This window comes from Pseudomonas sp. NPDC096925, from assembly GCF_044762545.1.
GTDB lineage: Bacteria > Pseudomonadota > Gammaproteobacteria > Pseudomonadales > Pseudomonadaceae > Aquipseudomonas.
Map to the genome: position 1 here is coordinate 65,862 of NZ_JBIWEM010000006.1, position 12,326 is coordinate 78,187.

Consider the following 12,326-nt stretch of genomic DNA (forward strand, 5'->3'; position numbering starts at 1 on the left):
TTCGTTCAGGCCGGGCAACGCATCTGTTCCAACCAGTAGGCCACATCCACCTCGTCGATCTGCTCGGCACGCAGGAACCGCTCGGCATACTGGCGATACACCCCGCTGCTGAGAAACAGCTGCAGCAGCTGCCCGTCGATGTGCCCGTCGCGGGCCATGCCCACCAGGATCTTCACCGACTCGGACAAAGTCTTCGGCGCCTTGTAAGGCCGGTCGGCCGCGGTCAGCGCCTCGAAGATGTCGGCAATCGCCATCACCCGTTCGGCAATGCCCAGGTCCTGCTCGCCCAGCCGGCGCGGGTAGCCGCTGCCGTCCATTTTCTCGTGGTGGTTGCCGGCGATGTCCGGAACCCGCTTGAGCTGGCGCGGGAACGGCAAGGAACTGAGCATGATGATGGTCTGCACGATGTGTTCGTTGATCTTGAAGCGCTCCTCATCATTCAGCGTGCCGCGACGGATCGCCAGGTTGTACAGCTCGCCGTAATTGCTGGCGTAGGCCGGCAGGCGCATGTCGAAGCCCCAGCGGTTGCGTGGGTCGTCCTTGGCCACCGGTGGCTTGCGGGGGCCCCAGGGCACGCAATGCTCAGGCCGGTCCGCCAGCAGTGGTTCGTCAACCGGCAGCGCAGGCGCTGGCAGGTCGGCAAAACGTTCCGCCTCGTCGCGGGAAATGCCCAGGCGGTTGTCGAAGTGGCGCTGCCAGCGTTGCTGGCCAATCTGCCGCAGGCGCTCGATGTCGGCGTCCTGCATGAACTCGCCGCCGATGTTGGCCTGGGCCACGAAGGCAAAGTCGTCCTGCAACCGGGCCTGGCTGCGCGCCAGGGTGGCTTGCAGCGCCTGCGGGTCAGCACCGCTGGCCAGGCCTTGCCAATAGGCCAGCTCGGCATCGCGCCACAGCACTTCGAAGCGCATGCGTACCTCGTGGATACGGTTGTACAAGGTTTCCAGCTTGGTCGCCTTGTCCACCACATACTCGGGGCTGGTGACCTTGCCACAATCGTGTAGCCAGGCCGCCACGCGGAACTCGTAGCGTTCAGCCGCACTCATGCTGAAGCTGGCGTACGGGCCGGTTTCGGCCGCCACCGCCTGGTCCAGCAGCATCTGCGCCAGTTGTGGCACCCGCTCGCAGTGGCCGCCGGTATAGGGGCTCTTGGCATCGATGGCGTCGGCCAGCAGCTTGATCATGGCATCCAGCAGGTGTTGCTGGGCTTCGGCCAGCTGACGCGTCTCGATAGCCACCGCCGCCGCCCCGGACAGTTCCTCGACAAAGCGCCGGAACGGCTGGCCCACCTGCTCGTTCGCATATTCATCGTCCAGTTGCAGAACCAGGATGCCCAACAGCGCCTGGCTACGGTCATTCAACACCACGGCCAGGCTGCGCTCGTCCAGGCCAAGGGTCTGAATCACCGCCGCAGCCAACTGCTGCCGGGCCGTCTCATCCACGGCTAGCTCGCCCGGGTACTGCTCGCCGCGGCAGGCAGCGGCCAGGCGCAGCAAGGCGTGCTCGGCATCGAACAGGTACACCACGCCGGCATTGACCCCGGCAGCCTCCACCAGATGGGTCAGCACACTGTCGAGCATGCGCTCCAGGTTGCGCTCGCGGCTGAGTGTGAGGGTAATCGCCTGGAAGCTGTGGATGGTGCCGGACATTCGGCGCAATACGCGGCTCAATTCACGCACCTCGGACACCCGCGAGCGTACCCCGACGTCTCGGCTGAAATCAAAGCCGGCCAGACCTTGCACCTGTTCGGCCAGCAGCCGCAGCGGGCGGCCGATACGCCGGCCGAGCACACCACCGAGCACCAGCAGCACGGCCATCAGCGCTGCGGTCCAGAGCAACTGCTCGAACAGTACATTGCGCGCGCCGCTCAGCAATTCGTGGCCTGGCACGGCAATCAGCACCTGCAGGTCCTGCCCGGCCAGGTTGGTCAGTTGCACACGCATGCCATACCAGGTCTGGCCGTCCACCTGATAAGACTGCGGCCGGGTACCTTGCGGCAAGTCAGCGTAAAGGTGCTCCAGGCTGGGAATGCCCAGTTCGTCGATGCGCGACAGGCGCACGGCCTGCCCTTCGTGCACGATCATCCGCTGCGGGTCCGGGTAGCCCACCACATTGCCCTGGTCGTCGACCACGACGATCTCGGTGCCGGGGGTCATGCGCAGGTCCTGGGTCTCGCTGGCCAGGTCGTCGACCGAAACGTCCATGCCGATCACCGCCCCACCGTCAACGCTGCGCTGGGCCATGGTCAGGCCGATCTCACGGGTAGTGAAGAACACATAGGGGTGGGTCAGCACTGTGGTGGGTTGGGCGCTGGCCTCGATAAACCACGGGCGTGTGCGCGGATCGTAGCGGTACTTGGGTCTGGCCTGGACCTGCAGCAGGTTCAGCGCGCGGTCATAGAAGCGCCACTCACCCTGCACCGCACCGCCCTCACGGCTGACGCTCTGCACCAGGAACGCCGTGCCCGGCGGCGCGGCGAAGCGTTGCAGCAACTGCGGCTCGCGCAAGCGGCGCACCAGCAGGAACTCACCGTTGGGGTAACCCATGTAGGCAGCGCTGAGCATGCGGTTGGCATCTAGCGTCTCGACCAGTTGCGGCAGCCGTTCCAGGCGCTGCGCGGGGGTTTGCGCGGCCGGGTTGTGGGCGAGCAGGCGGATGCTGCTGTGCACCGGATCGATCAGGCGCCGGGCGCGCTCGTCGATGGTCTTGCCAATTTGCTGGGCAGAATCACCCGCCGCAGCCACCAGGGTCTGGCGAATGCCGCGATAGCCCTGCCAGGCCAAGGCGGCACCGAGCAGCAGCATGCCCAGCACGATGGCCAGCGCCACCAGCCACTGCAGCGAAATGCCACGTCCGGCGTTGCCAGCAGCACGACCATTCGACACGCAGCCCATTCCAGGTACTCCATGCATGGCGGTTTGAGGGGGCAGCCAGGACGATCATGCAGGCCGAAGCCATTCGCAGGCAGCAAGATGGGACGCCGGGTAGCGCATAGCCCTGCCCCATCTTGGCAGCAGTGTAGAGCGGGCCCGAGCGCTCTGCCGGGTTGGCGAAGAAAATTAACGGAACGCCATGAATGATCCGGCTACCGCCTCGCCTGTTTCGCGGGCTTGCCCGCTCCCACAGGGACCGCGCAGCACCTGAGGCAGTGCAGTACCTGTGGGAGCGGGCGAGCCCGCGAAACAGGCGACGCGGTGCAAGATCGGATGTATCAGGCGCGCAACTGGTACCAGGTGGTCTTGAGCTGCGAATACTTGTCGAACGAATGCAGCGACAGGTCACGGCCAAACCCCGACTGCCTGCCACCGCCGAACGGCACCGTGACGTCCAGCGCATCGACCGTGTTCACCGACACGGTACCGGCCTTCAACGCCCGCGCCACGCGGTGCACCTGGTTGAAGTCATCGCTCCACACCGATGCCGCCAGCCCATAGATACTGTCGTTGGCCAGGCGCACGGCCTGCTCTTCACTGTCGAAGGCGCTGACCGCCAGCACCGGCCCGAACACCTCCTCCTGCGCCAGGCTCATTCGGCCATCGACACCGGCGAAAATGGTCGGCTCGATGTAATTGTCCGAACCGTCGATAGTCAGGCGCCGACCACCACACACCAACCGCGCCCCGTCCTGCCCGGCACGGGCGATGGCGGCTTCGATCCGGCCAGTCTGCCCGGCATCGACAATCGCACCGGCCCGGCTCGCCGGGTCCAGCGGGTTGCCTGGCAGCCACTGGCGGGCCTTGGCCAGCAGGCGCTCGATGAACTCGTCATGGATGGAGCGTTGCACGTACAGCCGTGAGTTGGCCGAGCACACCTCGCCCTGGTTGAAGAAGATGCCGAATGCCGCCTTTTCCGCAGCCAGGTCCAGGTCCTGGCAGTTTTCGAACACCAGGTTGGGGCTCTTGCCACCACACTCCAGCCATACCTGCTTGAGGTTCGACTGTGCCGAGTACTGCATGAAGTACTTGCCCACCTGGGTGGAGCCGGTGAACACCAGGCAATCCACGTCCGGGTGCAGGCCCAACGCCTGCCCGGCCTGCTCGCCCAGGCCCGGCACCACGTTCAGCACACCTTCCGGCACACCGGCCTGCAGCGCCAGCTGGGCCAGGCGCAGGGCCGAGAACGGTGATTGCTCGGCGGGCTTGAGCACCACGCTGTTGCCGGCAGCCAGCGCCGGGGCGAGCTTCCAGGCAGCCATGTCGAGCGGGAAGTTCCACGGCACTACGGCGGCGACCACGCCCAGGGCTTCGCGGGTGATGGTGGCCAGTGCGTTGGGCGCGGTGGGCGCCACCTGGTCGTACAACTTGTCCAGTGCCTCGCCATACCAGGCGAACACCTGCGCCGAGCCTGGCACGTCGATGTTGTAGGCATCCATGACCGGCTTGCCCATGTTCAGCGAGTCCAGCAGGGCCAGTTCTTCGCGATGGGCCATGATCAGCTCGGCCAGGCGCAGCAGCACTTTCTTGCGCTCGCCCGGGGCCATGCGCGGCCACGGGCCATGCTCGAAGGCCTTGCGGGCGCTGGCGACGGCCAGGTCGACCTCGGCCTGGCCGCAGGCGGTGACCTGGGCCAATACGCCGTTGGTGGCGGGGTTGATGGCGGCGAAGGTGGCGCCGTCCTGGGCGTTGACGGGTTTGCCGTCGATCAGTGCATTGGCCGGGAGGTAGAGGTCCGAGGCACGTTGTTGCCAGAATTCGAGGGTGTACATTTGTACTCCTGGTGGCTGTTGGAGCAATTTTCATAGGGGCTATGCGGTTCCTGTGGGAGCGCGTGCCCGCGAATCAGGCGACACGGTGGATGGCACCGGCTTCGCCGGTGTTCGCGGGCGTGCCCGCTCCCACAGGGAAATGCGTTACCCTTGTCGGCGGTTCAGAGTTTGCCGACCAGGCGCGCCGTGCGGTCCACGGCAATGCGGGTCTTCTCCACCAGCTCATCCAGCTCGCTGTGGTTGGCGATCAGCGCCGGCGCCATGATCATCCGGCCCAGGGTGGAGCGAATGATCACCCCTTCCTCGAAACCGAAGGTGCGGCACTGCCAGGCCAGGTCGTTCTCGTTGGCGAAGCGCTTGCGCGTCGGCTTGTGCTCGGCAAACTGCAGCGCCGCCACCAGCCCGGCGCCCTGCACCTGGCCGATCAACGGGTGGTCGGCGAACACCTCGCGCAGGATGCGCTGCAGGTATGGCCCGGTGTCGTCCTTCACCTGGCGCACGATACCTTCGTCACGCAGCGCCTTCAGGTTGGCGATGGCCACCGCCGCCGCCACCGGGTGGCCGGAATAGGTCAGGCCGTGGGCGAACACCCCGCCCCGCTCCACCAGCGCCTCGGCAATGCGCTTGCTCAGCACCAGCCCGCCCATGGGCACGTAGCCGCTGGTCAGGCCCTTGGCGATCGACAGGGTGTCGGGCTCGAAGCCGAAGTATTCGTGGGCGAACCATTCGCCAGTGCGGCCAAAGCCGCCGATCACTTCATCGGCACACAGCAGCACGTCGTACTGGCGGCAGATGCGCTGGATCTCGGGCCAGTAGCTTTCCGGCGGGAAGATCATGCCACCCGCGCCCTGGAACGGCTCGGCGATAAAGCCGGCGACGTTCTCGGCACCCAGTTCGAGGATCTTTTCCTCCAGTTGCTGGGCGCAGCGGCGGCCGAACTCGGCCGGGGTCAACTCACCGCCTTCGGCGTACCAGTAAGGTTCGTCGATGTGCGCCACATCCGGGATCAGCCCGCCCATTTCGTGCATGAACTTCATGCCACCCAACGCCGTGGCCGCCAGGGTCGAGCCGTGGTAACCGTTCCAGCGGCCGATCATGACCTTCTTGCTCGGCTGGCCGACCACCTGCCAGTAGCGGCGCACGGTACGGATCAGCACCTCGTTGGCCTCGGAGCCAGAGTTGGTGTAGATCGCGTGGCTGTAGTGCCCCGGCAGCAGGCTGAACAGCAGCTCGGACAGTTCGATCACCGCCGGGTGGGTGGTGTGGAAGAACATGTTGTAGTAGGCCAGCTGGTCCATCTGCGCAGCAGCGGCAGCGGTCAGGTCGCGGCGGCCGTAGCCGAGCTGGGTGCACCACAGGCCGGACATGCCGTCCAGGTAGCGCTTGCCCTCGCTGTCCCACAGGTGCAGGCGTTCGCCACCGACGATCACCCGCGGCCCTTCGGCGTTCAGCGCCTTCTGGTCGAGGAAGGCATGGATGTGGTGCGCGGCATCGGAGGCCTGATAGTCGCGGGTCTGGCGTTGCGGGGCGAAAGGCGCATTCATTGTTGGTTTTCCTTTGCGGTGGGTTGCAGGGCTGCTGGCATTCAGCGCAGCTTGCCCATGTAGCTTTCCAGCGGGTCCTTGCCCAGCACGCCTTGGGCATTGGCCAGCGCGTCGATGAACAGGGAGAACAGCTCGGACTGGGTGCCGATGTCGAGCTTGGCGTAGACGTTCTTGCGGTGAGACTTGATGGTGTCCTCCGACACCCCCAGGCGCTCGGCCAGCGACTTGGTCGAGTGGCCACGCAGGATCAGCTGGGCGATACGGCATTCACGCTCGGTCAGCAACGAGCTGCCGAAGTTGTTCAGGGCCGCGTGGATGCGCTGCTCGAGGATGTTCTCGAAGCGCCCGGCGCGGCTGTCCAGCCCGGCAAAGTGCTTGCTGAGCACCGCCAGCACCCAGGGTGTGATACGCCCGAACAGCGCGCGGGTTTGACCATCGAGCTTGTCGGTGAACGCCAGCGATACCGCCAGGCTCTGCCCAGGTGCGACCTGCAGGATGTAGTTGAGCTCATCCTCCAGGTGCGAGTGCCGATAGAACGACTGGTAGTACTCGCTGACCTCGAAATGGTCGGGGGCCACCTCGAACAGGCCGTAGCAACCGGACTCGACCTGCTCCACACAGGCACCGTAGAACGGGTCGAGCAGGTAGAAGCCGGACAGGTAGCGGCTGACATTGCCCTCGGGCTGCCAGGGCGCCTTGTCGTCCTGCTCGAACAGCGCGCACGGCATGCCGTCGTGCGGGTACAGGTACACCGTGGTCGCCTGGATCGGCCGGATCACGCCAAGTGCAGCAAACAGGGTGGCGGCAAAGCCCGGCCGGCCGATCGCCTCGGTGACCTTGGCCAGGTGCTCGAACCACTGTTGCGAAAGCAATTGATTAGTCACTGTGGGCCTGCCGTATCAAGTAAAGGCACCGCTGCCAGTGCGGTGCGTTGTTGGCCAGATACTCCCACGGCACTGCAAACACCGAAATCACCCTTTGGGGTGAGCAGGTACAGCCGCCTCCCGGCTCACCCCAAAGGGTGATTCCGGCTACTTGCGGGGTGTGGGAGCATCACCCCGCCCCAGCGCTGCGAGCCAACCGCTCGACCTCCTTGCACAACACCCACCGGTATCGAGCCCCGCTCGCATACCGCGGCGTCCTGCATCCCTTTCCAGGAGTTAGCAATGCATACAACAACAAGTACAGCCCATAGCCCTGCACATAGCCCTTCGAATAGCCCCGAGCATGCCCCGTCGCACCCCACCGCCAGCAACGGCCGTTTCCGCAAGTCCATGGGGATGACCGCCCTGGTGCTGTTCGGCCTGGCCTACATGGTCCCCCTTGCAGTATTCACCACCTACGGGCTGGTCACCCAGATGACCAAAGGGCACCTGCCCACCGCCTACCTGCTGACCCTCGCCGCCATGCTGCTGACCGCCTACAGCTACGGGCGCATGGTCCAGGCCCACCCCTACTCCGGCTCGGTCTACACCTACACACGCAAGGCCTTCGGCAGCCACATCGGCTTCATCGCCGGCTGGACCCTGCTGCTCGACTACATATTCCTGCCGCTGCTCAGCTACCTGCTGATCGGCATCTACATGTCGGAATACTTCCCGGCCATCCACGCCTGGGTGTGGGTGGCGGGCTCCATTGCCCTGGTCACCTTCCTCAACCTGATCGGCATCGAGTCGATTACCCGGGTCAACTGGATCCTGGTGGTGGTGCAACTGGTGTTCATCATCGTGTTCGTCGCCCTGTCCATCCACAACCTCAGCGGCCAGGCGCAGCCGGTGTCGCTGCTGGCGCCCTTCCACCACGAAGGCTTCAGCGTGCCGTTGATCATGACCGGCGCCGCCGTACTGTGCCTGTCGTTCCTGGGCTTCGATGCGGTCTCGACCATGGCCGAGGAAACCAGCAACCCGACCTACCGCATTCCTGTGGCGATCCTTGCCGTGTCGCTGATCGGCGGCATGTTGTTCCTGGTGGTGTCGTACTGCGCACAGATGGTGTTCCCTGACTGGGGCAGCTTCGCCGACCCGGACTCGGCGTCGGTGGACGTGATGCGCCGGGTCGGCGGCGAGTTGCTGGTGACCGCCTTCACCGCCACCTATGTGGCCGGCTGCTTCGCCTCGGCCATGGTGTCCCAGGCCAGCGTGTCGCGGGTGCTGTTTGCCATGGGGCGCGACGGTGCGTTGCCCCGTGCGTTCGGCCAACTGGTGACGAAAAAGCGCGTCCCGGCCACGGCCATCCTGCTGGTCAGCCTGCTGTCGCTGATTGCCCTGGTGATCACCCTCGACACGGTGGCCAACATGATCAGCTTTGGCGCGCTGTTCGCCTTCTCGGCGGTGAACCTGGCCGTGGTCAAACACTACCTGATCGACCACAAGCTGCGTGGTGCTCGCAACTACCTGCTGTATGGCGCCATTCCCGGCCTGGGCTTCCTCAGCACGCTGTGGCTGTGGAGCAGCCTGACCAGCCTGTCGTTCACCATCGGTTTGTGCTGGATGGGCATGGGCCTTGTGGTGCTGCTGGGGCTGACCCGGGCGTTCCGGGTGAAGCTGCCGGAGTTGCAGATGGCCGAGTGACACACGCGCTGTAGCATTTGCGCGGTCCCTGTGGGAGCGGGTTTACCCGCGAATACCGGCGAAGCCGGTGCCATACACCGAGTCGCCTGCTTCGCGGGTTAACCCGCTCCCACAGGGGGCCGTGCATACGATGGAAACTTTTTGGAGAAGGCCGTTGCGATAACAATCCGTTATCACCTGATCCGCATTAATCATTATTCAGCACGCATTTCGCCCCCTACAGTCCCAGCCCAACGACTGTCATTGCCAACGGGAAACGAAATGTCCATCGAACATCGCCTGAACCACATCGCCGGCCAGCTCAGCGGCAACGGTGACGTGCTCCTGAACAGCGTCGACGCCCACACCGGCGAGCCATTGCCATACGCCTTCCATCAGGCGACCGGCGACGAAGTCGAAGCCGCCGTGCAGGCCGCCGAGGCCGCTTACCCGGCCTACCGCAGCACCAGCCCGGCACAGCGCGCCGCCTTCCTCGACGCCATCGCCAACGAACTCGACGCACTGGGCGATGACTTCGTCCAGCATGTGATGCGCGAAACCGCGCTGCCCGAAGCACGCATCCGCGGTGAGCGCGCCCGTACCAGCAACCAGCTGCGCCTGTTCGCCGATGTGGTGCGCCGTGGCGACTTCCTCGGCGCGCGCATCGACCGTGCCCTGCCCGAGCGCACCCCGCTGCCGCGCCCGGACCTGCGCCAGTATCGCATCGGCGTCGGCCCGGTGGCCGTATTCGGCGCCAGCAACTTCCCGCTGGCGTTCTCCACCGCCGGCGGTGACACCGCCTCGGCGCTGGCCGCCGGCTGTCCGGTGGTGTTCAAGGCCCACAGCGGGCACATGCTGACCGCTGCCCATGTGGCCGCGGCGATTGACCGCGCGGTGGCCGGCAGCGGCATGCCAACAGGCGTGTTCAACATGATCTATGGCGCCGGCGTGGGCGAGGCACTGGTCAAGCACCCGGCCATCCAGGCGGTCGGCTTCACCGGTTCGCTGCGTGGTGGCCGCGCCCTGTGCGACATGGCTGCTGCGCGCCCGCAGCCGATCCCGGTGTTCGCCGAAATGAGCAGCATCAACCCGGTAATCGTCCTGCCCCAGGCCCTGCAAGCCCGTGGCGAGCAAGTAGCCGGCGAGCTGGCCGCCTCGGTAGTGCTGGGTTGCGGGCAGTTCTGTACCAACCCGGGCCTGGTGGTGGGCATCAAGTCGCCACAGTTCGAACGCTTCGTGCACACGCTGGTGGCGCGCATGGCCGACCAGGGGCCGCAGACCATGCTCAACGCCGGCACCCTGCGCAGCTACCAGAACGGTGTGCAGCACCTGCTGGCGCACCCGGGCATCCAGCACCTGGCCGGGCAGCCCCAAACCGGCAACCAGGCCCAACCGCAACTGTTCAAGGCGGACGTGAGCCTGCTGCTGAACAGCGACCCGCTGCTGCAGGAAGAAGTATTCGGCCCAACCACCGTACTGGTGGAGGTGGCCGATGCCCCGCAACTGGTCGAAGCGCTGCGCCACCTGCAAGGCCAGTTGACCGCCACCCTGATTGCCGAGCCAGACGACCTGCGCGCCTTTGCCACGCTGGTGCCGCTGCTGGAGCGCAAGGCCGGGCGCCTGCTGCTGAACGGCTACCCGACCGGCGTCGAGGTAGCCGATGCGATGGTGCATGGTGGGCCATACCCGGCCACCTCCGATGCCCGTGGCACTTCGGTCGGCACCTTGGCCATCGACCGCTTCCTGCGCCCGGTGTGCTTCCAGAACTACCCGGATGCGCTGCTGCCGGATGCGTTGAAAAGTGCCAACCCGCTGGGGATTGCGCGGTTGGTGGATGGTGTCGCCAGCCGCGGGGCGGCGTGATCTGCTGTTGAGGTAACCTGCACCGGCCTCTTCGCGGGCACGCCCGCTCCCACAGGTACTACACAGAATTCATGAGCTGTGCAGTAGCTGTGGGAGCGGGTTTACCCGCGAAGAGGCCAGTACAGGATCACCAGCCCTGTATACAATCTGCAAATACCTTGCTTACAATGCCCTGCGCCTATGACATCGGTAATCGCCGATGCGTATTGCGACAGGCTTAAGCCATGTCATCTACAAATGCTCCAAAAACGTTACTGCTCAAAAACGCCGAACTGCTGGTCACCATGGACGGCGAACGCCGCGAGATCAAGAACGGCGGAATGTTCATCGAAGGCAACCTGATCCGTCAGGTCGGCCCCAGCGATACCCTGCCGCAGCACGCCGACGTGGTGCTGGACATGGCCGGCAAAGTGGTCATCCCTGGCCTGGTCAACACCCACCACCACATGTACCAGAGCCTCACCCGCGTGGTGCCGGCGGCCCAGGATGGCGAGCTGTTCAACTGGCTGACCAACCTGTACCCGATCTGGGCGCGCCTGACCCCCGAGATGATCGCGGTGTCGACCCAGACCGCCATGGCCGAACTGATCCTGTCCGGCTGCACCACCTCCAGCGACCACCTGTACATCTACCCCAACGGCTGCAAGCTCGACGACAGCATCCATGCCGCCGACGAGATCGGCATGCGCTTCCACGCCGCACGCGGCAGCATGAGCGTGGGCCGCAGCCAGGGTGGTCTGCCGCCTGATTCGGTGGTGGAGAAGGAAGCCGACATCCTCAAGGAATCCCAGCGCCTGATCGAGGACTACCACGATGCCAGCCACGGCTCGATGCGCCGCATCGTGGTGGCGCCCTGCTCGCCGTTCTCGGTCAGCCGCGACCTGATGCGCGAAGCAGCCATGCTGGCGCGCCAGTACGGGGTGTCGTTGCACACCCACCTGGCCGAGAACGTCAACGACATCGCCTACAGCCGCGAAAAATTCGGCATGACCCCTGCCGAATATGCCGAAGACCTCGGCTGGGTCGGCCACGACGTGTGGCACGCCCACTGCGTGCAGCTCGACCAGCATGGCATCGAGCTGTTCGCCCGCACCGGCACCGGTGTCGCCCACTGCCCCTGCTCGAACATGCGCCTGGCCTCGGGCATCGCCCCGGTGCGCAAGATGCGCGACCATGGAGTCCCGGTGGGCCTGGGGGTCGACGGTTCGGCATCCAACGACGGCGCCAGCATGATCGGTGAAGTGCGCCAGGCCCTGTTGCTGCAACGGGTGGGCTTCGGCCCCGACGCGATGACCGCACGCGAGGCGCTGGAAATTGCAACGCTCGGCGGCGCGAAGGTGCTCAACCGCAATGACATCGGCGCCCTGGCCCCAGGCATGGTGGCCGACTTCGTTGCCTTCGACCTCGGCCACGTGGCCTATGCCGGTGGTCACCACGACCCGCTGGCAGCATTGGTGTTCTGCACCCCGACCCAGGTACACACCAGCGTCATCAATGGCCGTGTGGTAGTGAAGGACGGCCAGCTGGCCACGGTCGACCTGCCACGGGTGCTGGAGCGTCACAACCAGCTGGCCCGCCAGTTGGTCAGCGGCGAATAAGCAGCCATTCGGGCCGCCTTGCGGCCCATCGCCGGCAAGCCGGCTCACACAGAATTCAATTCGCTACGCG

General features: G+C 65.5%; 7 protein-coding genes. 3 read left to right on the forward strand and 4 right to left on the reverse strand.

The window, feature by feature from the left end; translation table 11 throughout:
- Positions 1-5 precede the first annotated feature (5 nt).
- The 4 genes from ACIQYU_RS17530 to ACIQYU_RS17545 all read right to left on the reverse strand — a co-directional run bounded on the left by ACIQYU_RS17530 (position 6) and on the right by ACIQYU_RS17545 (position 7,130).
- On the reverse strand, positions 6-2,891 hold the full coding sequence (locus ACIQYU_RS17530; RefSeq protein WP_402801087.1) for an HD domain-containing phosphohydrolase: 2,886 nt from the start codon (positions 2,889-2,891) through the stop codon (positions 6-8).
- Between the two features lie 317 nt (positions 2,892-3,208).
- Positions 3,209-4,702, reverse strand: a complete 1,494-nt coding sequence (locus tag ACIQYU_RS17535) for an aldehyde dehydrogenase (RefSeq protein ID WP_402801090.1) — start codon at positions 4,700-4,702, stop codon at positions 3,209-3,211.
- Between the two features lie 161 nt (positions 4,703-4,863).
- On the reverse strand, positions 4,864-6,246 hold the full coding sequence (locus tag ACIQYU_RS17540) for an aspartate aminotransferase family protein (RefSeq protein WP_063914974.1): 1,383 nt from the start codon (positions 6,244-6,246) through the stop codon (positions 4,864-4,866).
- Between the two features lie 41 nt (positions 6,247-6,287).
- Positions 6,288-7,130, reverse strand: coding sequence for a helix-turn-helix transcriptional regulator (locus tag ACIQYU_RS17545; protein WP_207830531.1), 843 nt, complete (start codon positions 7,128-7,130; stop codon positions 6,288-6,290).
- A 282-nt stretch (positions 7,131-7,412) separates the two neighbouring features.
- On the opposite strand from ACIQYU_RS17545, the gene ACIQYU_RS17550 reads away from it, so the two are divergent.
- From ACIQYU_RS17550 to ACIQYU_RS17560, 3 genes are all read left to right on the forward strand, one after another.
- Positions 7,413-8,816 carry an APC family permease gene (locus ACIQYU_RS17550; protein WP_207830533.1) on the forward strand — a complete coding sequence of 468 codons (1,404 nt, stop codon included), beginning with the start codon at positions 7,413-7,415 and terminating at the stop codon, positions 8,814-8,816.
- Between the two features lie 261 nt (positions 8,817-9,077).
- Positions 9,078-10,658, forward strand: a complete 1,581-nt coding sequence (locus tag ACIQYU_RS17555) for an aldehyde dehydrogenase (NADP(+)) (protein ID WP_402801095.1) — start codon at positions 9,078-9,080, stop codon at positions 10,656-10,658.
- A gap of 224 nt (positions 10,659-10,882) precedes the next feature.
- Positions 10,883-12,256, forward strand: a complete 1,374-nt coding sequence (locus ACIQYU_RS17560; protein ID WP_207830539.1) for an 8-oxoguanine deaminase — start codon at positions 10,883-10,885, stop codon at positions 12,254-12,256.
- The last annotated feature ends 70 nt before the right edge of the window (positions 12,257-12,326 follow it).

Bases quoted from the DNA above. Each gene is read 5' to 3' on its own strand.
- ACIQYU_RS17555 (WP_402801095.1), top strand. From the start codon at position 9,078: ATGTCCATCGAACATCGCCTGAACCACATCGCCGGCCAGCTCAGCGGC.
- ACIQYU_RS17535 (WP_402801090.1), bottom strand. From the start codon at position 4,702: ATGTACACCCTCGAATTCTGGCAACAACGTGCCTCGGACCTCTACCTC.
- ACIQYU_RS17550 (WP_207830533.1), top strand. From the start codon at position 7,413: ATGCATACAACAACAAGTACAGCCCATAGCCCTGCACATAGCCCTTCG.
- ACIQYU_RS17540 (WP_063914974.1), bottom strand. From the start codon at position 6,246: ATGAATGCGCCTTTCGCCCCGCAACGCCAGACCCGCGACTATCAGGCC.
- ACIQYU_RS17560 (WP_207830539.1), top strand. From the start codon at position 10,883: ATGTCATCTACAAATGCTCCAAAAACGTTACTGCTCAAAAACGCCGAA.
- ACIQYU_RS17530 (WP_402801087.1), bottom strand. From the start codon at position 2,891: ATGGGCTGCGTGTCGAATGGTCGTGCTGCTGGCAACGCCGGACGTGGC.